Origin of the sequence: Rhodococcus sp. NPDC060090 (genome assembly GCF_042729855.1) — a bacterium.
Classification (GTDB): Bacteria; Actinomycetota; Actinomycetes; order Mycobacteriales; family Mycobacteriaceae; genus Rhodococcus.
Map to the genome: position 1 here is coordinate 162,779 of NZ_JBHWXB010000008.1, position 21,651 is coordinate 184,429.

The window sequence follows — 21,651 nt, forward strand, 5'->3', positions numbered from 1 at the left end:
CGAGCGTGTCAGCGGACCGTCAGCGTCAGTACACGTCGCGCACGTACCGCTTTTCACGCTTGAGTGAGGTGATGTACTCGGTGGCCTGCTCTGCGCTCATGTTGCCGTGTTCGGCAACGACCTCGTGGAGCGCGACGTCGACGTCCTTCGCCATCCGCGACGCGTCGCCGCAAATGTAGAAGTGCCCGCCCTCTTCGAGCCACGCGAACAGCTCGGCGCCGTGCTCCTTCATCCGGGTCTGGACGTAGATCTTCTGGGCCTGGTCGCGGGAGAACGCCAGGTCGAGGCGGCTGAGCAGACCGGACTCGACGAAGTCGGCGAGCTCGTCTTCGTAGATGTAGTCGCAGCTGCGCTTCTGGTCGCCGAACAGCAGCCAATTCTTGCCGGTCGCACTGCGGGCGCGGCGCTCTTGCAGGAAACCGCGGAACGGTGCGATACCGGTGCCCGGTCCGACCATGATCATCGGCGCGGTGTCATCGGATGGGACGCGGAACGACTTGTTCCTCGTCACGAAGATTCCGACCGTGTTCTCGCCGACACGGTCGGAGAGGAACGTCGAGCACACGCCGCGCCGTTCACGCTCGTCGTTGCCGTAACGCACGGCCGCGACCGTCAGGTGCACGGACCTCTCGGCGCAGTTGGGGCTCGACGAGATCGAATAGGCCCGATGCTGCAGGGGCTTGAGGACCGAGAGGAGCTCTTCCGGTGAGAACGCCGGCGTAGGTTCGAGCGACAGGAGATCGAGAATATCTCGGCCCCAGAGCCATTCGTCGAGGGCTGCCTTGTCGCCGTGGCGCAATACATAGGTGAGCTCTTCGTTGCCCGTGCGCTCTTCGACTGCCTCGAGCAGGTCGACGTTCGGCGCGGTGATCTCGTACCGATAGGTCAGAAGGTGCTCGAGTGTCTCGTCGTGACCGTCGGGGACCGTCTCGCCGTCGAGCCCGAGTACACCGAGCAACGATCCTACGAGCCCGGTGTCGTTGACCGGAACCACGTTCAGTGCGTCGCCCGCCTCGTACTCGATGCCCGAGTCGGCGAGCGCGAACTCGAAGTGCCGGATCTCCTTCGCGGAATCCTCACTCGAGAGCCGTCGGTTGACAGTCAGCGTGGCGGGAAACGGGTTCTTCCGTGTCCACTGTGATTTCGACCGTGCCGGTGCGGTCTCGGCCGGAGCGGCGGCCGCGCTGTCGCCGTTGATGCCCTCGACCGCAGCGACGAGGGGCAACGTCTCGGCGATCCACGCTGCCGCGACGTCCTCGAACTCCACGTCGCAATCGACGCGCGATACGATGCGCGCCGCTCCGAGTTGCTCGAGGCGCATATCGATCAGCTTGCCTGCCTGGCAGAATCCGTCGTAGCCGGTGTCGCCGAGAGCGAGCACTGCGAAGTCCACACCGTCGAGACGAGGTGCGGATTCGTCCGACAATGCGTCCCAGAACAGTTCGGCGTTGTCGGGCATCTCACCCTCACCGTAGGTGGACGTGATGATCAGGACCCGCCCGAGCGACGCGAACGTCGCGGGATCGACATCGTCGAGGGCGGAGACCACGGGCGCGAATCCGTGCGTGCGGGCCGCTGCTGCGGCATCCTCGGCAACCGTTTCGGCGTTGCCGGTCTGCGACCCGTACAGCACGTGCAGGGCGGGAGCCGAACCGGTGGCGCCGACAGCGCTGGCGGGACCACCGGAGAACAGACGGGTCTGCATGCCCGCGAGGAAGCCGGCCAGCCACGAACGCTGGTCGGTGGTGAAAGGAGCGTCGACGGGGATGAACGGAGCGGTCATGTGGAAACTCCCAGAGTCGGGGCAACAAGGCCGGGTACCGCGTGGCGGGCGAACAGTTCTTCGTAGCCCGGAAGATCACCGGCGATGTCGAGATTCTTGCCGCTTTGCCACAGGATCCACCCGTAGGTGCCGGGTGCATCCACCGAGCGGACGTTGCGCAGCGCGAGGGCCTGCTTGTAGTCGGTGAGCCGCTTGTCGGCGACGAGCGCCGCCAACTGAGTGTCGGTGTGGTCTGAAATCGCTTCGAGTGCATAGCGTTCGAGCTTGCTGATGAGGAAGAAGTCCTCGGTGAGCAACAGATTTCGCGCCGCCTTCTGGACTGCGGGATCGTCGGTGCCTGCTGCGCCGGGGACCTTCTGCAGTGCCATCTCCTGTGCGGCGGCGAGCACCGTGTAGTTGTTGAGCAGCGCGTACATCGACTCGGTGTCGGTGCCGTTCGGGGTGACACCACCGGCGACGGGCGCACCCGACCGGTAGCTCTCCTTGAATTTGCGCACCTGATGGGCGACGAGTGCTGTGGCGACCTCACTCGCGAGTTCCTTGCGGGTCGAGGCGGCGAGGATCGCGTCGAAGTCCTGGTATTGCAGCAGAGCGCGCGGCATGCCGTACGCGAAGTGCTGCTGCTCGACCTGCCAGTTGTCGATGAGGAATCGGGCCTTCTCGGATCCGGTGGCCTCGACGTGCAGGTGCAGCAGTCGCAGCACGGTCGCGTTGTGGATCGCGGCCTGCGGGTCGTCGCCGGTGATCGAGCCGAGCACGATCGAATCGGCGCTGGCCTTGCCGGAGAGCTGACCCTCGGGGTCGTACTGGTAGACGAACCCGCCCGACATGCCGTTGCCGACGCCCTTGCCGAACCCACCGATGTTGAGTACCGCACCGTTGGTCATGTATTCGCACGCGAAGTCGCCGACACCTTCGACGACGGCGGTCGCACCGGAGTTGCGGACGGCGAAACGATCGCCTGCTTCACCCTGTACGAGCAAGCGGCCGCCGGTGGCGCCGAACAGCGCGAAGTTGCCGATCAGCACGTTGCCGCCGCGGTCGTTCGCGCCACCACCTGGGGAGGACACGACGATCTGCCCGCCGCACTGGCCCTTGCCGACTCCGTCGTTGGCGGTGCCGGTGTGGTGGAGCACCATGCCGTCGTTGCAGAACGCCCCGAACGACAGGCCTGCCGAGCCGGTGGTGGTGATGGTGACGGTGCCGTCGCGCAGCCAGCGGCGTCCGCGCTCGTCGGTGAGCGCGGATGGCACGTGGCCGAGTTGCTCGTGGTTGAGCATGCGCTCGATGTCGATCGCGAGCTGCGCGCCGACGCTCTTGTTGTTGTTGGTCAGCCGCACGCCCTCGCCGAGTACGACGGTGAGTTCGTTCTCGTTGTCGAGAGCGCCGCGGAGCTCGCTGATCCACTCGTCGTCGAGCGAGTAGTCCTTCTCCAGATACACCGGGTTGTCGACGTGGACCTCGGGGATTACGGCGAGCATCGCCCGCAGGTCCAGTTCGCCGACGCTCGACGGATGGTCGAGCAGGTGCAGCAGGTCGGACCGGCCGCGTGCGTCGCGGAGCGACTGCAGGCCCAGACGGGCGAGCAACTCGCGGGTCTCGTGCGCGATGTTGAGCAGGTACTGCGCCATCGCCCGTGGGTCGCCGTTGAACATCTCAGGGTTGGTGGTCAGGCCGGCGGGGCATTTGACGTTGCAGTTCTTCGCCATGACGCAACCGAGCATCATCAGTGCGGTGGTGCCGAACTCGAAGCTGTCGGCGCCGAGCAGTGCGGAGGTCAGGACGTCGGAGGCGGTCTGGTGAGCACCCGAGCACCGCAGGATCACCTTGTCGCGCAATCCGTTCGCGCACAGCGCCTGGTGGACCTCGGCGACACCGATCTCAGCGGACCGGCCGGCGTACTTGAGCGAGGTCACCGATGCGGCACCTGTGCCACCTGTGTTGCCTGCGACGTTGATGACATCTGCGCCGGCCTTGGCGACACCGACGGCGATCGTGCCGATGCCCTCCGAGGAGACGAGCTTGACGATCACCCGCACGCGGGCTGCCTTCGCGTCGTGGATGAGCTGCGCTAGATCCTCGATCGAGTACGTGTCGTGGTGCGGGGGAGGGGAGACCAGTTCGACACCGGGGGTCGCACCGCGGGCGGCGGCGATCTCGACGGTGACCTTCTTCGCGGGAAGCTGGCCGCCCTCGCCCGGCTTGGCGCCCTGCGCGATCTTGATCTCGATCTCCTCGAGCATCGGATCGGCCAGATACCCGGCCCACACTCCGAAGCGACCCGACGCGAACTGCTTGATCCGCGATCCGCGGATGGTGCCGTAGCGGGAGATGTGTTCGCCGCCCTCACCGCAATTCGACATGCCACCGACCATGTTGGTGCCGTGTGCGACTGCCTCGTGAGCGTTGGAGTTGAGAGCACCGTGGCTCATCGCACCGGACGCGAGGGTGCGGGTGATCTCGTGGGCCGGCTGGATCCTGTCGAGACGCAGGCTCTGCGGCGCCTGCCGGATCTGCCCGAGATAGTCGGCGGCCTGCCCGAGTGCCCGCACCGTGAGGGTGTCGCAGTAACTGCGATACTCGACGATCGAGTCGCCGAACCGTGCGACGAGCGACTGCGCGAGCGCCTCGGGGCGGGTGTGGTCGTCGGCCAGCGGGCCGGTCAGGCGCAGCACGAACTCGTTGTCGCCGACGCGGGACGCGGAGAGCCCGCGCACCAGCATGGAGTTGTTGCCGTACCGGGCGAACCGGCCCATCTCGCGCTTGAAGTCGTCGGCGCCGGTGAGGTACGTGACGTCGGCGGGCAGTGCGAGCACGTCGCGCAATGCGGCGGGGCGGCGTATACGTTCGTCGGCGATCGTGCGTGCGAAGGCGCGGTAGCCGGGAGTGATGTCGAACGCGTCGATCTCGTCGGGGGTGAGCGCGCGGAATCCGCCGTAGCGGTAGGCGTTGTCGTCGAGGCCGTGTGCGTCGGACAGCCGGTGCAGCGGAAGCAGCCGCAGGGAATCGGTCAGGTCGGCCTCGCCCGTACGCTCGGCCGGCAACGTGACCTCTTCCTCGGTCATGTCGACGAACCCGCGCACCGCGGTGGTGCCGAAGGAGTGACCGGCGCCGTCGGCGCGTTCCTTGAACAGGCCGAGCAACGGCACGTCGGTCTCACCCTGCACGCTCAGGGCGTGGCTGTGCCAGTCGGCGACGGCCTGCGCGATGGTGGTGAATCCGACACCGCCGACCGGGGTCCTGACGTTGGGGAACCAGCGGCTCAGCACCTCGTCGTCGGTGTCGAGGTAACTCGGTTCGAAGAACTCGCCACCGATGTACGACTCGACGGTGCACAGACCCACCCGGCCCATCGTCTTCATGAGTGACTTCTCGGCGGCCTTGCGGAACTTCAGGAATGCCGCGTCGGCGTCGTCGCTGAACTTCTCCTCGGCGCGCATCTGCACTGTCAGCGGGTAGACGGAGGCGGCGCCGAAGCCGAGCGTGGCAGCGATGTGGTGCGACGAGAACAGCTGACCGGATTCGACGATCACGGACACCCGGAGGCGTACGCCGTCGTCGATGAGTCGCTGGTTCACGGCCGCGACGGTGAGAATCATCGGCAGCGGCGCGTGGTCGGCGGACACGTGGCGGTCGGTCAGGACTGCGATACCGCCTGTAGTGCGAGCGAATTCGGTGATCCGGTCGGCGACGACGTCGACGGCGGCGGCGAGCGCCGCGGCATTGGCCTTGCTGTCGTCGAACACGGGGGAGTACAGCATCTCGAAACGCTGTGTCGGTGTCTCGGACTGCTCGCGGATCCGGAGCATGTCGAGGTGGGTGAGGATCGGGGTGGGAACGACGATCTGTGCCGCGGAGGGTGCACCGCTGCCGGGGCGTGCACCGAGCGCGACCCTCAGCGTCATGCCGTCGGCTTCGCGAATGGAGTCGAGTGACGGGTTGGTGACCTGCGCGAATCGCTGGGAGAAGTACTTCGCAACACCGCCCTCCTGATCGGAGAGGGCATTGATCGCGTTGCCGTAGCCCATCGCCGAGATTCGCTCCTGTCCCGAGGCGAGCATCGGGTCGAGCATGAACCGGAACGATTCCTGATTGAGCGAGTACGACACGTAGCGCTGGTGCCGCGCGAGGTTGCCGTTGTAGCGCAGCGGTGAGCCGGCTTTCTCGGCCGGGACCGGAGGCAGCGCGTCGAGGTTGCGGCGGGCCTCGTCGACCAGCGTCGCGTAATCTCGTTGAGCCGCAAGCATCTCGAGTGCTTCGTCGGCTCCGTACGACCGGCCGGTGCGGTGATCGAAGTACAGCATGCCGCCGGCTTCGATGCGGCCGCGCCGAATCACGGCTTCGGGCGCGAAGTCGAACTGGCCGGCCTCGGAGGTGACGGCGAGATACTCGTCGGTCTCGACGGTCCGCAGGGGACGCAGGCCGAGTCGGTCGAGGCGCGCGCCCACGACGGTGCCGTTGCCGAAGATCAGTGCGGCGGGCCCGTCGTTCTTCTCCTCGTAGAGGGAGAAGAACTCGAGCATCGCTCGGACCTGCGGCGACACGGTCGGATCGTTCTCCCACGCGGGCGGAACCATCTGGACGACCGCAGTGACGAGATCCAGATCGCCCGGCGCGATGCGCGCAGCGAGGGTCTGGTCGAATCGGCAGCTGTCGGACTGTCCGGGCGGGCGGATGATGTCGCGTCCGGCGGCGCGCGCCTGGGCGCCTTCGAACAGGCGGTTCTTCCGGTCGGTGTTGAGCTCCCCGTTGTGGGCCATGAGCCGGAACGGTTGTGCCATCGTCGGATGCGGGTCGGTGTTGGTGGAGAAGCGAGTGTGGAAGAACAACGTGTGCACCGCGTGTCGCGGGTCGACGAGGTCTCGGAAGTAGGGAATGACCTCGTGAGAGTTCAAGCGGCCCTTGAGGACCTGGGTGCGGGCGCTCAGCGACAGGGGGTAGAGGCCGGCCAGGGCAGGCTCGGTGTAGGCGCGGGACTCGATCGTGAGCAGTATCTCGTGCAGGATGCGGTCGAATTCCTCTGCCGACGTGCAACTGTCGGGCCGTCCGAAGATCCACTGACGGATCGGCAGCTGGTAGGCCGCGGCCGACGGACGCAATACGGAATCGTCGACGGGGATCTCACGGACGGTGATGACCTCGACACCGACCGCGGTGAGCGCTCCGGTGACCAACGCTTCCGTGTCGTGGTGCACGGATCGGTCGGCAGGCATGAAGAAGTTCCCGACGCCGAATTCCTGTGCGCGCAAAGGGTGTCCGGTGAGCGCGGAGAAGAAATCGACGGACAGGTCGACGTTGACACCGGCGCCGTCGCCGACGCCCTCGGCGGACATGCCGCCGCGGTGGGGAACCACGCACAGCGCTTCGTGTCCACGAGTGAGGACCTCGTGAGTCTGGGCGCCGTCCTTGCGGGTGATGAACCCGACTCCGCAACTGCTCTTGTCGAGCGTGCTGTCGTACAACCCGGTATCGGTGTCATGCGTCAACGGACCATCCTCCTCGGCGATTCGAAGTCGACCGTCGGCGGCGGCGGAGGGCGCAAGTAAGCAGCTGTGCTGCACAGAATGCGCGAGAGATAGACCGGTGCCGGCGAAGGTGACCAAAGATGAAGAAACAGACGTCTTTGTCCGAATGCGCCGAGCGTTGCGACAGTGGAGCGCGCGAGCAGCGTTGTCGATTGTAGCGCACAGGTTACGGCTGTGCGTCCGCGTCATGCGTCACAGTCGGGGCGACGTGCGAGCGAGTGCGGCAGGTCACAGCGTTCGGATACGCTGCGAACGTCGTCCGATTCAGAAGAGCAGGGGTGTTGCAGATGAGTGAAGTCCTCGACCGCACCAAGATCTACATCGGCGGACAGTGGGTCGATTCCGATGGTGCCGGACGCATCGACGTCGTCGATCCGACCACCGAGCAGGTCATCGCGACGGTCGCGGAGGGCGTCGCCTCCGATGTCGACCGTGCGGTGGCAGCGGCCCGCGAGGCGTTCCCGGCGTGGTCGGCCCTGAGCGGTGCGGAACGCGCCGCCTATCTGGAGAAGATCTCGTCTCTCGCCAACTCGCGTGTCGATGCGCTCACAGCGACCGTGTCGCAGGACATGGGTATGCCGCTGAGCCTGGCGAAGCCGGTGCAGATCGGTATGCCGCTCAAGAACATCGCCGCCTATGCTGCGTTGGCAGGCACCTACGACTTCGACGATCAGGAGCTCGGTAACGCCCTCGTCGTGCGCGAGCCGATCGGTGTCGTCGGGGCGATCACCCCGTGGAACTATCCGCTGCATCAGGTGGTCCTCAAGGTGTTCGCGGCACTTGCGGCCGGATGCACCGTGGTGCTCAAGCCCACCGAGGTCGCGCCGTTGATCACCTATGCGCTCGTGGACATCGTCGACGAAGCGGGGCTGCCGGAGGGTGTCCTCAACGTCGTCAGTGGATACGGCCCGGTCGTGGGTGAGGCCATCGCCGCGCATCCCGACGTCGACATGGTGTCGTTCACCGGGTCGACACGCGCGGGCAAGCGCGTCGCGGTGGTCGCCGCCGAGACGGTGAAGAAGGTGGCGCTCGAACTCGGAGGCAAGTCGGCGAACCTGATCCTCGACGACGCCGACCTCACCGCTGCTGTCACCGAGGGAGTGGGCAAGTGCTTCCTCAACTCCGGCCAGACCTGCACGGCACTGACCCGCATGTTGGTGCCCGCGCAGCGGCTTCCCGAGGCCACCGCCATCGCGACGGAGGTGGCGAAGGCCTACACCGTCGGGCTGCCCTCCGAGCGAGGCTCGAAGCTCGGTCCGCTCGTGAGCGGAACGCAGCAGAAGCGGGTCCTGTCCTACATCGACAAGGGTGTGGAGGAAGGGGCCGAACTGGCGCTCGACGGTCGAGAGCACGGATTCTCCACCGGATACTTCGTCGGGCCCACGGTGTTCGGCAACGTCACCGAGGACATGACCATCGCCAAGGAGGAAATCTTCGGTCCGGTGCTGTCGATCATCGGCTACCAGGACGAGGACGATGCCGTGCGCATCGCCAACAACAGCGAGTACGGCCTGTCCGGTGGTGTGTGGTCGAGCGACCCCGCGCGCGCCGAGGCCGTCGCGCGTCGTATCCGTACCGGGCAGGTGTACATCAACGGCGGGGCGTTCAACACCGACGCCCCGTTCGGCGGTTACAAGCAGTCGGGTATCGGCCGTGAAGCGGGTGTGTTCGGGCTCGAAGAATTCCTGGAGATCAAAACGATCTTGCGCTGACTGGCACTGCGTGCCTGCGCCGCGACACGCCGAGCTCTCGGTGTGTGACGTTCCGCACATCTCGGACGATAGTCGAGGTAGGCAGATAGTCGAAGCAAGCGATGAATCGTGGCGCAGGACGCAACGGCACAGGAAGAAGCGCGGCTATGTATTGGTCGGCGAACACGGACAACGGTGGGTTCGGGCACGGCGGTGGTCCGGGTGGCGGTGCCGAGCAGCAGTTGCGCGCGATCCTCGAGGCGAGGCTTCCGGCTCTCGCGCCGTGCGCGCGAGTCCTGGCGGGCAGGCGCGACGAGGACACCGCACTGCTCGATCGTGCGGTGGCTCGCGCCGCAGCGACCTGGCGAGAGCCGGTCGGCCCTGAACTGTGTGCTTACGTCCTGTACTGGTTCGGGTATCTGCTGCAGTCGCAGCGGCCTCGGCTCGGTCCGCCGCATCCGGATCTCGGCGTCGATGACACCGTGCTCTTCGGGGCACTCTCGCCGCTCGAACAGGTCACGATCGTGCTGAGCGCGTACGACGGATTGCCCTCCGTGAGGGCCGCAGCACTGGCCGGCCGTGCACTGGCCGAATTCGAACTGGACGAGTCGGCTCGCACGGTCGTCGGATAGACGAGAGGTCGGCCGGTGGGAGTCCCGCCGACGCACGGAGCCCCCGCACCTCGGTGCGGGGGCTCCGTGCAAGCGGGTGCGGTCAGGACCGGCGTGTGCGTCCCAGACGAAGCAGGGTCATGGCCAGGGTCTTGCCGTCGTTGCCGAGTTCGGCGAAGCGGTCGAGCACACCCATCTCGGTGGTCTGTGCTTCGCGGGTTTCACCCGATTCTTTCGCTGCGGCGCCGATCTGCTGGGACAATTCGGAGCGCCGCTTGACCGCCTCGAGGATATGGGCGTCGAGGTCGCGGATCTGGTCGAAGAGGCTTCCCAGATCCGTGTCGTCGGCCGACGATGTTGCTTCGGCGCGCTCGATGCCAGGCGAATCAAGCTGGATGGTCATGCAGATTCCTCCGGTCTCGTCTGAATCGTCACAGATTGTGTCGTGTTCTCCGGCGAACGTGTTACTCATCCGTACATGAAAATTCTCGGGCACTGCCGCCATGGCCGAATCGACTCCCCATAAATCCGTTGTGAACTGGATAAATACCCCAACTGACCGGTCCGTATGGTAATCGTCACACTGGCGTGTGCCAAGACTTTGTGCTGGGTGCCTGGCGGGGTGCTCGTTGCTGGAACCCGGGTGCGGTAGCGTCGGGCCGCAACCCGGCATTCACCGGAGGCGTCGGGGCCTCCGGTGCACCGGAAGGGAGTACCTATGCAACGGCCCATTCTTCGGAAGGGGCAGGACTCGGCGGATCCCCAGGGGCATGCGGATGATCTGGCGCGTCCGGAGGAATGGGGACATCGGTCCTGGAATATCCGGGCCGCGATCTCGATCGTGCTGGCCGCTGTGGTGAGTGTCGTCGCATTCCTCGGCGGGTTGTCGTCTGCCGGCTCCGAGTTCGGCCCTGAATCCCGCTTCTTTTTCATACTCTCCGTCTTGATGTTGCTCACCGCGGTGTTCGGGTGTGTGTTCTGGTGGCCGGGCCGCGGTAGGCCAGGCGTGCGCACGCTGCGTCGGGGTGGCCTCGGTTCGGCGACCGAGGTGCGTTCGCGGATGTCGGTCTTCGTGTCGCTGGTGGCGATGGTGGGCTGCGCGGCAGCGCTCGCCGTGGGCGCTGCCGTGGAGGTGTTCCTGTTCAACAACGGCATCCCGTGGGTGAGCCTCGTCCTGGCGTTGCTGGGCGTACCGTGTGTGGCGTTCGTGATCGAGGTGGCGCTCGGGCGCCTGTCGGTGGGGGCACTCGTGCTCAGCGCCGACGGCATCCGTCAGCGAGGGTGGTCGTTCGAGTCCTATCTGCCGTGGATGTCGGTGGCCGGTGTACGGGCCGTGAACTACGGCTACCCGGAAACATGGGTCGAGGGCACGACCACCGCGGCGTGGGCCCGCCGCCGCACGAGCACGCTGTTCCGGCTGGACCGGTTCCCGGACGCGCCGCGTATGGAGATCGACTCGCGGCGCTATGCGGTCGACCCGGTGCTGCTGCACAGGATTCTCGAGTTCTATTCCGGGAATCCCGCGATGCGGCGCGAGCTCGGTACTCCGCGGGCCGTCGAGAGGTTCCGGCGCGGGGATCTCGGTCTCCCGGACTGAAGAATTCGAAAGTGCAATTCTCTTACTGCGAGAGCGGAACTTCCATAACGTTCCGGGTGAGAGTAGATTGATTGCTGGAGAATGCGGCACTGAGTGCCGTAGCCTGCGTCTGGGTGCAGCACTCGGCCCGACACACCAGTGTTCGACCAGATTGGATTGCAGATATGACCACTCCGGACCCGATCGTCATCGTCGACGGCGCGCGTACCCCCGTGGGAAGCTTCGGCGGCGCGTTCAAGGATGTCCCCGCCCACGAGCTCGGAGCGGTCGCCGTGCGCGCAGCACTCGAGCGTTCCGGTGTCGCAGGCAGCGACATCGACGAAGTGGTCATGGGCTGCATCGGCCAGGTCGGTGGCGACGCATACAACGCGCGCCGCGTCGCCCTCGCCGCAGACCTGCCGATTTCGACCCCGGCGTTCACCGTCAACCGCCTGTGCGGCTCCGGACTGCAGGCCGTCTGGTCGGCCGCTCAGCAGATGCACTGGGGTGGCGCCGACATCACCGTCGCCGGTGGTGACGAGAACATGTCGCGGATGCCGTTCTACGACTTCAATGCCCGAAACGGCTACAAACTCGGTAACCGCGAGCTCGTCGACGGCACCACCGGCATGCTCACCGACCCGTTCAGCGGCAAGCACATGGGTGTCACGGCCGAGAACGTCGCGCGGGAGTACAACGTCACCCGCGAGCAGCAGGACGAGTTCGCTCTCGAATCGCAGCGCCGCGCCGACACCGAGGCCGCCAAGGCGGCCTTCGCCGAGGAGATCACCTCCGTCGAGGTCGGTGGCCGCAAGCCGTTCACCGTGACCACCGACGAGCACCCGAAGCCGGAGACCACCCTCGAAGGACTCGGCAAGCTGCGGGCGGCGTTCGTCAAGGACGGCACCGTCACCGCAGGCAACGCCTCGGGCATCAACGACGGCGCCGCTGCGCTCGTGCTGGCCAAGCAGTCCGTCGCACGTGAACGTGGCCTTCCCGGTTCCGTGGTGATCGACTCCGTCGCTGTCGCCGCGATGGATCCCTCGCTGATGGGCTACGCCCCCACGCATGCCCTCGCGAAGCTGTTCGAACAGACCGGCACGACGCCGTCCGACATCGACACGATCGAGCTGAACGAGGCCTTCGCGTCGCAGGCGATCGCCGTTATCAGGGACGCGAAGCTGGACCCGGCGAAGACCAACCCGTATGGCGGCGCGATCGCTCTCGGCCACCCCGTCGGCGCGACCGGCGCGATCCTGACCGTCCGTGTCGCGAAGGACCTCGTCCGCCGCGACCTCGAACTGGGCATCGTCACGATGTGCATCGGTGGTGGCCAGGCTCTGGCTGCACTACTGCGTCGTGTGAAGTAGTCGTGTGAAGTAGTCGCGTGAAGTAGTCGCGTGAAGTAACAGGCACTCGAGCGAGAAGGCCGGGGACCGGAATTCCGGTCCCCGGCCTTGTCGTGGTTCGAGCGTCTTCGTCAGATGCTGCGTTCGCGGCCGTCCCAATAGGGCTCGCGCAGCGACCGTTTGAGGATCTTCCCCGTCGGATTGTGGGGCAGGTCGCCGACGATGTCGATGCTGCTCGGGCACTTGAACTTCGCGAGCCGTGTCCGGGCGTAGTCGATCAGCTCGTTCGCGTCGGCCTTCTCGTCGTCGGCGAGGACCACGACGGCCTTGACCGTCTCGCCCCACTTCTCGTCGGGTACTCCGATCACCGCGACCTCCGCGACTGCCGGATGCTCGACCAGCACGCGCTCGACCTCCGGGCAATAGACGTTCTCGCCGCCGGTGATGATCATGTCCTTGAGCCGGTCCTCGATGAACACGAATCCGCCTTCGTCGGCGCGGCCCATGTCGCCGCTGCGTAGCCAGCCGCCCTCGACGATGGCCTCGGCGGTCGCGTCCGGCCGACCCAGATATCCCGGCGTCGTCTGCGCCGACCGCCACCACAGTTCGCCGACGGTCCCTCCCGGAACATCGGTGTCGGTCACCGGATCGACGATGCGCATCTCGACCCCAGGTATCGGGGTGCCCGCCGACGCCATTCGATGTTCTTGCGACGGGTCGCGGTGTACGTCGGGCATCAGAGCGGTGATCACCCCGGCGAGTTCGGTCATGCCGTACACCTGCACGAATTCGGAGTCGGGCCACGCGGCGAGCGCCGCACGTAACAGCGGCAGCGGCATCGGGGCCGCGCCGTAGGTGATGCGCTTCAGCCGGGACAGAGCGGTGATCGCCTTCTCACCCGCGGTGAGGACGCCCGCGATCACCGGCGGCACGAGGAATGCGACGTTCGCGCCGGCCGCGATCCCACCGAACAACGAGGGTGCGTCCGCTTCCCGGGTGAAGATGCACCGTCGGCCGTCGTGGATTCCGATGATCGCGTAACAGGTGCCCCCGACGTGGAACAGCGGCATCGCCACCAGCAGGCAGTCCTGATCTCTGAACGGAAGTATCGACAGCATTGCCTCGGCGTGCGCCGCGAGGTTGCGGTGGGTCAGCTGCACACCCTTCGGGCGCCCCGTGGTCCCGGAGCTGTACAGCAGGAGCGCGGTCGTATCGGGCTCGACTTCGGGTAGGGGATGCGTCGGGTCGCCGGACGCGAGGAACGCCTCGAACTCGTCGTCCTCGCCACCGACGACGATCACCTTCGTGAGCGTGCCGAGGTGTTCGCGGATCGAGCTGATCACGTCGGTGAACTCGGCGCCGACGAACAGGATCTTCGCATTCGAGTCGCGAAGAATGTAGGCGAGTTCGTCTCCGGCCAGCCGGAAGTTGGGGATGGCATCGGCGGCACCCAGGGCAGACGCCGCGTAGGTCACCTCGATGCACGCGAGGTTGTTCTTGTCGACGAACGCGACAGTGTCGCCCGCGCCGATCCCGGCCGCGGCGAGTGCACCCGCGAGATGCCGGATCCGATCGTGCCATTCGCTCCAGCTGTGCGACCGGTCCAGATACTGGACCGCGGGGGAGTCGGGGATGGTCTGCGCCCAGTGCTCCAGGCGGCGAATGAGCGTGGGTGAGTGCGGCGCGGACATGCGGACTCCTCTGTGTGGTGTGTGTCACAGAGGATAGCGGTTGCGGGGTCTATCGAGGAGGGGACAGGTCGAGGGCCCTGTTGGGCACACGACCGTCGAGTAGTCGCGGGAAATCGGTGGCGAGCGAACGCGGTGCCAGCAGGTCGGGGCCGGTGTACGAGGCGAGCTCCGGCAGCGGCCACCAACGGAACGCGGACAGGTTCTCGGCTGCGAGTTCGGCGGCGGTCAGAGTGGGGCTCGGGACGAACGGCGCCGTACGGATCAGGTAGTAGTCGTTGATGGTCCCGTCGAAGCCAGGCACGTGATCGGGCGAGACGATCGTCGAATGCCACACGTGCGGAGGCTCGGCGTCGAGCCGGAAACCGACTTCCTCCATGAGTTCACGAGCCAACGCCTCGAGCAGCGTCTCACCGCTCTCGATTCCGCCACCCGGGGCGATCCACACGGTGAGTCCGTCGGGCGTGTGCGCGCGACACAACAGCAGCCGGTCGTCCGGGTCGACGAGAAGGGCACGGACCGAGTGACGGAGACGCGGAAGGCTCACGTACCGAGCCTAGTTGCCGGCGCGTACGTGCCTGCTGCGTCCGTCCCAGTGGACCCGGGTCGTCACGGCGGAACTGTCGCCCAGGCGTCGGACCTCGTAGATGTCGAGGGACGGTACCTGCGGAACACACCCCCACAGCGCGTGTCCGGTCATGACGAAGTCGATGTCCTGCCGCACCAGCAAGCCCATGAGCTCACCGATGGTGGGCTCGTCGATCTTGGCGAACGCGTCGTCGAGCAGGACCATCCGCAGCGCCAGGTCGGTGTCGGGCAAACCGGAGAGGTAGCCATCCGCCGCCGCGAACAGTGCGACGTACGAGACGAACCGGGTCTCTCCCTGAGAGATCTTGGCCCGCTTCGAAATGCGACGTTCCTGATCGGGCTCCGGACCGATGATGGTGACGTCGACGGTATGCCATGTCCGGTAGTCCAGCGCACGCGACAGATGCGCCGCGTATCCGGCAGAGGGGTCGCCGTCGTGCGAGACCTCCACCCGGTGACGAAGCAGTTCGATCAGATCATCGCTGTCGTCGATCGATCGCGCGCTGTCGGTGAGGAGTTCGGTGATGCGTGCCGCGTCGGCGTCCTCGCGCACAGGATGCCACCCGATGCGGACACCGATGCCGTGGCTGGTCCTGCTGTCGGCGAGGCTGTTGTTCATCGCCGCGATCAAGCTCTCGGCCTGTGTGATCCGTCTGCGGAGTTCGTCGGCGACGCCACCGAGCACGAACCCGGTGAACACGTCGTGTTCGCGTTGGGACAGCGCGGCGCGGCCCTCTTCGGCGCGGACGGTGAGCTGGGCGAGCACGCTCGTCGGGGTGGTGTCGTTCCCTGCACCGGACAGGCGCACCACATGGGCACCCGATTCCACCGTGTGCTCGATGTCGAGCTGATCGGAGATTTCCCTATCGAAGCGCTGCAGCGCGGCGAGGACGCGGTTGTCTCCCGTATCCGTCGACTGTGGCAGTGCCGAAAGCAGGGCCTCGGCGGCCCCACGGACCTGCTGCGCGTCGTCGAGACGGGTGATCGGGTCGCCCTCGACATCGGCAGCAGCGGCCAGGGCGGGAATGGCACGCTGTGTTCCGAGCATGCCCGCCGCGACCTCGAGCTCCTCGCGATGCCGGGTGAGGCGTTCCCGCGCCGCCGAACTCTGCTGCATCGCCGCGGCCACGGCTTTGCCGAGCTGTTCACGGTGGGCGAGGGTGCGCCTGCACTTCTCGTCGGTGCGGGCCCGCTCCGTCTCCGAATTCCGCAGCTCCTCCGCGAGGTCGGCGACCTCGACGTCGACCGCCTGGGACTGTGCCGCGACCACTGCCGCCCGGTCGTGCCACTCGTGCCAGCGGGATTCGGCCTCTTCCTCCGCCTGCGCACGGAGCTCGATCGCCTCGGCGACCGCACGTGCGCACCTGTCGAATCGGTCGTATTCGGCGAGGACATCGCCGATGTCGCGGGCCAGGTTCGTGCAGGCCGCGTCCGCCTCGGCGCACGCCACCACGATCGCGTCGAGATCGGCGACACTCGTCGGCAAGTCGAAATGAGCGCAGGCGGTCCGGTGGGATTCGAGGTCGGCTGCCCACCGAGAACGCAGCGCGACAGCCCGCTCACGAGCCTGAGTGGCGGCTTCCGCACGTCGGGTTGCATGCTCGGCGTGGGCACGGGCACGTGCGTACGCCCGGTAAAGAGCGTGTGCGGTGGGCACGGACGTCACGTCAGCGTCGGGCACCCCACTCCACGGGGCAGGCTCGGCTCCCGCCCGCGCGACGCGGTGATCGACCGCCCGTTGTTGCTCGGTGCGGTCCAACCGGACGAGCTCACCGGTGATCTCGTCGAGCCTGGCCCGGCGTGTGGCTCGGGTTCGGCTGCGGGCGGCCTCACCGATGTATCCGGGTGTCTCCGCGGTGTGTCGTCCGCGCAGGACACCGTTGTGCCAGCGACCGTCGCGCGAGACCGAGGTGACTGCCGAAGCATCCTCGAACCCGATCGCCGAGAGCACCGAGGCGATCGCGTCGACCGGCACGTCGGAATCCGGATCGGGCTGCAGAACGACGGAGAGCGGCTGACGCGGGGGCTCGCCGCGTGGTGATACGAGGATCTGTCCCGAATGGGCACGCAGCCGACCTTCACCGTCCACGGTCGCGGTGAGGAACCCTGCTGCCAGCAATGCGGATTCGATGCCTGCCCGATCGTCGTCGCCGAGCGTGTCGACGAAATCCACAGCGCGCCACAGCGGGACGCCGCTCTGGGGGCTGCGCCACGGTGCCATCGGAGGGCCGGCCTCTTCGGACTCGAGGCGGCGTTGTTCGTCGAGCAGCGCCGAGCGCAGCGCGAAGTCGGCGGCTTCGAGCGTGTCGGCCTCGAGTGTGTCGGCCTCGAGCGTGTCGCTCTCGGGGGTGGGCTCGAGGTGGCTGGGAGCCGCCGTTCGAGTGAGTGCGACGAGTTCACTGAGGATCGCGTCTGCAGCTCCGGGATCGGGGTCGTCGCCGGAGAGTGACTGCACAGCATCGACCAGGCGTTGCATCAACGCCGCGCCGTGCAGGGCGATGTGGGGTGACAGCCCGGTGGCGCGCTCGGCGGTGAGCCATTCACGCCAACGATGCTCGATTTCGAGGGCGGCGTCGTCGAGCGCACGCGCGGCGGCGTCGCGTTCGAGCGCCTCACGTTCGGCGTCGTGTGCGGCCCGCTCGGACTCGGATTCGGAGTCGCGCACCCCGCGTTCGGAGAGTTCGAGGCGGCGGGCCTCGACCAGGCGCCTGGACGCCTGCTCCTTCCTGCGACGTGCGGCCGCGGCAGCCTGTTCTACAGCGACTCGGGCGTCGTCGCAGGCGTCCGGCAACAGCCGCACTTGCGCGACGGTGGGCCTGGTGAGTGCTTCGGGGACAGTTTCGCTCCGGGCACGGACCGGCTCCGAATGCGCTTGGGGCCGCTCGATGTCGAGGCGGATCCGGTCGGGTAGGGCGCCGGACGGCACGGACGCGGTGGTGAGTCGTAGTTTCGCGGCTGCCAGTGTCTCGGAGGCCTGGGTGACCGTGCCGTTCAGATCGGCCAGATGCGTGTCGGCGCGTTCGGCTTCGAGGGACTCGTGCCGTCTCGCCTGTGCGGCGTGATGTAACGCCTGGTCGGCGGCGCGACCGAGTGCGTCGACGGTGAGAGCGCGCTGAGCGAGATCGTCCGCGCTGCGGAACAGCGCGTGCGACTCGAGCCCCCGAATCGCGCGATCGAGTTCGGCGAGCTGGTCGCGTCGTTCGCTCAGGCGGGTATCGGCTGCGGCCGCCTCGGCGTCGAGGTCTGCGATCTCGGCCTCGGCCTCGTCGAGTTCCGCCTCTGCCCGGGCGACCCGGTCTGCGGCTTGCAGCGCATCGTCCGCGCTCGAGCGCAGCAGGTCGGCCGCGTATCGCCGGTAGACGGCGTGGAACTGGCGGACCCGAGTGAGGGCGGATTCCAGTCGGGTCTGGGCGGCGCGACTCTCGCCGAGCAGATCGAGGCGGTCACCTGCTGCGGCGAGCATGTTCTCGTTGAGCGGGGGCAGTGCGTCGGACAGGATCTGAGGCAGACGGCCCTCGTCGATGCGGTTACCGACGTCGGGGGAACGCAAGGTGTGGAGTAACTGCAACAGTCCCGTGTACCGGTCGCGCCCGGACTCGCCGTGCAGGCCGAACGCCAGCGCGCGGACGGTGTCCCGGTGTTCCTCGGGGCTGCGGGTGATCCGGTCTGCGCCGATGCGGGCGGCGAGGTCGTCGCGCGAGAGCGGAACCCGATGCTCGTCGACCAGCGGGAGATCGGCGCCGACACGGTCTTCTGCGGTGAAGAAGTACACCTCGCTGCGATGCGCGGTTGCGCTGTAGCGGACCTGTGCGCCGATCGTGAGAAACCCGTTCGGGCGAGACAACTCGAGCCAGAGGTAACCGACCCGGTTGTTCTGACCGCCTGCGCCGATGCGCATCAGTTCGTCGAGGTCGACCTTGCCCGCGCCGGTCGCGTCCATGCGTTTGCGGTCGGCATCGAGCAGAAACGGCAGCAGCATCTCCAGGGCGCGTGATTTCCCGGACCCGTTGGTTCCGCGCAGGATCATACGACCGTCGCTGAGTGTGAACTCCGTATCGAGGTAGTGCCAGACGTTGACGATGCCTGCGCGGGAGAGCTTCCAGCGTTGCGGGTGTGCTGATGCGGTGGTGGCGTCGAGTACGGGTGCGTCGGACGAGTGAGTCATGGCTGAGGGCTTTCGGCGATGGTCGGGCGATACCGGGCAGCGGGAGCAGCGAGAAGGAGCCCGTCGTCGTGGGCACGTGCGAGACCGAGGCGAAGGAGCAGTGCCGTGACATCGCGACGCAGGGCGGTGACGTCGCGGACGTACTCACCGCGCCAACTCCGCGCATGGGCGGCGACGAGATCCGACAGAGTGTTCTCGAGGGCGGCCGTGTCGACGTGCACAGCGCTGCCGGGAACAGGATCGGCGATGTCGACCAGCTCTGAGATCAGGAGGAGTGCAGCCTGATTCACTGTGCCGGGCCCGGGAAAGGGTACGTCGGTGAGGCTGCCGTCCGGGTCGTAGGCGAGCGCACCCTCGGTGCGTACCTCGAGAACCAGGCCGAAATCTTCGTCCAAGCGGCGTGCAAGTTCGGCTCGTTCGCGGATCAGCACGTCGAGGGCTTCGGGGTCGAGATCGTCGCGCGCCGTGAACGGATCCTCGACGAGCCGGCGATACAGCCGCCGTCGCGGTGTCTCCGGTCGCGCTGCGATCGCCGCCGACGGGCCGGGGAGGTCGTGTAGGGCGAATGCGGTGAGGTGCCGCAGTAGCGACCGACAGACGGTGAGGACCGCTTCGTCCTCTTCTCGATCTTCCCTGTCTTGATCTTCACCGAGATCGGTCTCACCGACCACACCCCACTCCATCAGGGTCTGCAGAGCGGCCACGAGATGTCGGCGCTCCGACAATCCGTCGGCGATCTCGATGCCCTGGCCCGCGGCGTCGGCGCGGATCTGGTCGACGAGCACTGACATCGGGATCTGGTCGCCTTGGCCGGGCGCGAGCAACGCGGCGGCCGTCAATGCGAGGTAGGTGTATCCGACCGCGCCGAAATCGCCGCCGGTCGTGCGGTGCAGCGGCCGCAGGGGCGCCGTCGCATCGAGGGGAGCTTTCACGAGGCGCGCGAACTCCGTCTCGACGATCAACGTGTAGCCGAGACGATCGGCGAACATCGCTCGCAGCGCTGCGGAATGACGGCGGACCAGATCGAAATTGTCGGGGTCGTGGGTTGCGGTGAGGATCGGGCGCTGCAACAGTGCCCGGGCGGCATCGCGGCGGCCGGCCGCGTCCTGGACTGCGGTACCGGTGCTCACCACACCCCGATCGTCTGTGCGGAATCAGTGGGAGCGAGGAGCGGCGACGAGGTACGCAGTGTCAATCCGTGCACGGTGAGATCGCCGTCGGGGCAATGCACCGTGGTGCCGCGGCCAGGTTCGGCGGTCAGGGTGAGCCCGATGTCGTGGTCGTCGATGCGGTACACGCCGTCGAGGTCCTGGTGTCGCGCGAGAAGTACCGCGAGTTGGTCGAGCACCACGTCGCGCGCGGTCGTCGAGATCTGTGCGCCGTGCAGGTCGCCTGCCGCGCGCAGTTCGGCGACGGCGTCGGCGCGTTCGCCCGACTCCTGTTCGGCCAGTGCCACGATGAGGGATCGGTCTGCCGTCGGATCGGGAATCCGTGCGTTCCCGCCGCGCGGCGAACGGTCGCCGCGTTCGCGCAGTGAGACGGGCACGGACACCGGATCGGCGTTCCACCAGGATGTTCCGGCGCCGATCCGTGGGTCCGGCTCCTCGGGGCCGAGCAGCAGGTGCCGGCTCGGATAGGCACCGAACGTGGCGGCGTGGAGTCGGTGGGCCTGTTCGTCCGAGGATTCCGAGAACCAGGAGGCCAGGCGCAGGAGGTCTGCTCGGTGGGAGAACCCGGGGGCTTCGGAGATGCGGTTCCGGGTGTGGGTGAGCAACCGGTTCAGCGCCGTCGCCGCGGCGTCACGCAGTTCCCGGGGGCCCGCATCCTCGTGGTACCAGGAGGCGAGCTGTTCCCAGTCGTCGCGGGTGCGTCCGGGTGCGCGAGTGACGGTGTCGCCGAGCAGACCCGGATCGGGGAGTGCCGCGAGCAGGCCGTCGACGAGGGGAAGTAGCCGTTGCAGTGTTGCGAAGGCCGGGTGTGCGTAGCGGCTCAGGTCGGAGGTGATGACATCGACGTAGTCGAGCAGCAGGAGCTTGAACTCGGTGTAGTCGTCGCCGGAGAGGTCGGGGCGCGCCGAGGCCTCCGCAAGATAGGTGTAGAAGTCGGCGACGCTGTCGGTGAAGGCACGGTGGTGCACGAACACTCCGGTGACATGTCCGGCGAGTGTGTTCGGATCGATGGCGAATCCGGTGTCGGCCGCGGCGTCGATGTGCGCGAGGGCGTCGCAGATCCGGGCGAGGGATTCGCGGGTGACCTCGCGGGCGCCGTCGTGTGACGCCAGGAGGGCGGTGGCTTCGCGGTGTACGCGGCCGCCGAGGACGGTCGGGCGATAACGGGCGGTGGCGCGGACGTAGTCGCCGACCGCTCCGACGCGGGTGTCGCGGCCTGACTCGCCGAGGTTTCCCCACGCGACGAGTTGTCTGCAGCGGTTCTCTGCGACGTCCCGGTCTAGGCGATGCCCGCCGGTGGTGAGAGCTGCCGCGATGTCGGCAGCGGTCGCGTCCGTGAGCAGGATATCGGTGAAGTAGTTCATGACGGCGACGTAGTCGTCGGATTCGTCGGCGACCAGGTAGCGGAACAGGCCGCGGGACCCCCCATCACCCATCGGTCGTCCCCTCCTCTGCGCCACTACCACGGTACGCACAGGCTAGTACTTCCTCGTCGGCGAGCTGTGG

The 21,651-nt window shown here is 67.1% G+C and carries 12 protein-coding genes; 4 read left to right on the plus strand and 8 right to left on the minus strand.

The genetic code is table 11. The features are described from left to right. Positions 1–25 precede the first annotated feature (25 nt). On the minus strand, positions 26–1,783 hold the full coding sequence (locus ACFWCF_RS13230; protein WP_378561849.1) for a sulfite reductase subunit alpha: 1,758 nt from the start codon (positions 1,781–1,783) through the stop codon (positions 26–28). Continuing rightward, positions 1,780–7,269, minus strand: coding sequence for a glutamate synthase-related protein (locus ACFWCF_RS13235; protein WP_378561852.1), 5,490 nt, complete (start codon positions 7,267–7,269; stop codon positions 1,780–1,782). Before ACFWCF_RS13235 ends, ACFWCF_RS13230 begins: the two co-directional genes overlap by 4 nt. Before the next feature lie 326 nt (positions 7,270–7,595). Between ACFWCF_RS13235 and ACFWCF_RS13240 the strand changes: the two genes are divergently transcribed. Both ACFWCF_RS13240 and ACFWCF_RS13245 read left to right on the plus strand, forming a co-directional pair. Continuing rightward, positions 7,596–9,020 (plus strand): aldehyde dehydrogenase family protein, encoded by a 1,425-nt coding sequence (locus tag ACFWCF_RS13240; RefSeq protein WP_378561855.1) that lies wholly within the window; start codon positions 7,596–7,598, stop codon positions 9,018–9,020. 146 nt (positions 9,021–9,166) lie between these two features. Continuing rightward, positions 9,167–9,631, plus strand: coding sequence for a hypothetical protein (locus ACFWCF_RS13245; RefSeq protein WP_378561858.1), 465 nt, complete (start codon positions 9,167–9,169; stop codon positions 9,629–9,631). Between the two features lie 82 nt (positions 9,632–9,713). On the opposite strand, the gene ACFWCF_RS13250 is transcribed toward ACFWCF_RS13245, so the two are convergent. Continuing rightward, positions 9,714–10,013 (minus strand): chorismate mutase, encoded by a 300-nt coding sequence (locus ACFWCF_RS13250; protein WP_378561861.1) that lies wholly within the window; start codon positions 10,011–10,013, stop codon positions 9,714–9,716. A 315-nt stretch (positions 10,014–10,328) separates the two neighbouring features. Here ACFWCF_RS13250 and ACFWCF_RS13255 point away from each other — a divergent pair, with 315 nt between their 5' ends. Next, positions 10,329–11,207: a hypothetical protein gene (locus ACFWCF_RS13255; protein WP_378561864.1), complete on the plus strand. Its 879-nt coding sequence runs from the start codon at positions 10,329–10,331 to the stop codon at positions 11,205–11,207. Between the two features lie 164 nt (positions 11,208–11,371). Beyond that, the gene (locus ACFWCF_RS13260) at positions 11,372–12,556 is read left to right on the plus strand and encodes a thiolase family protein (RefSeq protein ID WP_378561867.1); all 1,185 of its coding nucleotides are present in this window, start codon (positions 11,372–11,374) and stop codon (positions 12,554–12,556) included. 110 nt (positions 12,557–12,666) lie between these two features. Here ACFWCF_RS13260 and ACFWCF_RS13265 read toward each other — a convergent pair whose 3' ends face one another. Genes ACFWCF_RS13265 through ACFWCF_RS13285 form a run of 5 tightly spaced genes read right to left on the minus strand, consistent with a single transcriptional unit; the run spans position 12,667 to position 21,581 of the window. Continuing rightward, on the minus strand, positions 12,667–14,226 hold the full coding sequence (locus ACFWCF_RS13265) for a long-chain-fatty-acid--CoA ligase (RefSeq protein WP_378561869.1): 1,560 nt from the start codon (positions 14,224–14,226) through the stop codon (positions 12,667–12,669). Between the two features lie 49 nt (positions 14,227–14,275). Next, positions 14,276–14,770 carry an NUDIX domain-containing protein gene (locus ACFWCF_RS13270; protein WP_378561872.1) on the minus strand — a complete coding sequence of 165 codons (495 nt, stop codon included), beginning with the start codon at positions 14,768–14,770 and terminating at the stop codon, positions 14,276–14,278. Positions 14,771–14,779: 9 nt separating this feature from the next. Further along, positions 14,780–18,976 carry a TIGR02680 family protein gene (locus ACFWCF_RS13275; RefSeq protein ID WP_378561875.1) on the minus strand — a complete coding sequence of 1,399 codons (4,197 nt, stop codon included), beginning with the start codon at positions 18,974–18,976 and terminating at the stop codon, positions 14,780–14,782. After that, entirely contained in the window at positions 18,973–20,106 is a 1,134-nt protein-coding gene (locus tag ACFWCF_RS13280; RefSeq protein WP_378561878.1) for a TIGR02678 family protein, read from the minus strand. The genes ACFWCF_RS13275 and ACFWCF_RS13280 overlap by 4 nt, the downstream gene beginning before the upstream one ends. Continuing rightward, a complete protein-coding gene (locus tag ACFWCF_RS13285; protein WP_378561881.1) occupies positions 20,103–21,581 on the minus strand; it encodes a DUF2397 domain-containing protein in 1,479 nt (492 codons plus the stop codon). Before ACFWCF_RS13285 ends, ACFWCF_RS13280 begins: the two co-directional genes overlap by 4 nt. Between the last annotated feature and the right edge of the window lie 70 nt (positions 21,582–21,651).

What these genes read in the sequence shown, in the direction of transcription:
- ACFWCF_RS13285 (WP_378561881.1), bottom strand. Translation starts at nt 21,581, where the DNA reads ATGGGTGATGGGGGGTCCCGCGGCCTGTTCCGCTACCTGGTCGCCGAC.
- ACFWCF_RS13230 (WP_378561849.1), bottom strand. Translation starts at nt 1,783, where the DNA reads ATGACCGCTCCGTTCATCCCCGTCGACGCTCCTTTCACCACCGACCAG.
- ACFWCF_RS13245 (WP_378561858.1), top strand. Translation starts at nt 9,167, where the DNA reads ATGTATTGGTCGGCGAACACGGACAACGGTGGGTTCGGGCACGGCGGT.
- ACFWCF_RS13250 (WP_378561861.1), bottom strand. Translation starts at nt 10,013, where the DNA reads ATGACCATCCAGCTTGATTCGCCTGGCATCGAGCGCGCCGAAGCAACA.
- ACFWCF_RS13255 (WP_378561864.1), top strand. Translation starts at nt 10,329, where the DNA reads ATGCAACGGCCCATTCTTCGGAAGGGGCAGGACTCGGCGGATCCCCAG.
- ACFWCF_RS13260 (WP_378561867.1), top strand. Translation starts at nt 11,372, where the DNA reads ATGACCACTCCGGACCCGATCGTCATCGTCGACGGCGCGCGTACCCCC.
- ACFWCF_RS13275 (WP_378561875.1), bottom strand. Translation starts at nt 18,976, where the DNA reads ATGACTCACTCGTCCGACGCACCCGTACTCGACGCCACCACCGCATCA.
- ACFWCF_RS13265 (WP_378561869.1), bottom strand. Translation starts at nt 14,226, where the DNA reads ATGTCCGCGCCGCACTCACCCACGCTCATTCGCCGCCTGGAGCACTGG.
- ACFWCF_RS13240 (WP_378561855.1), top strand. Translation starts at nt 7,596, where the DNA reads ATGAGTGAAGTCCTCGACCGCACCAAGATCTACATCGGCGGACAGTGG.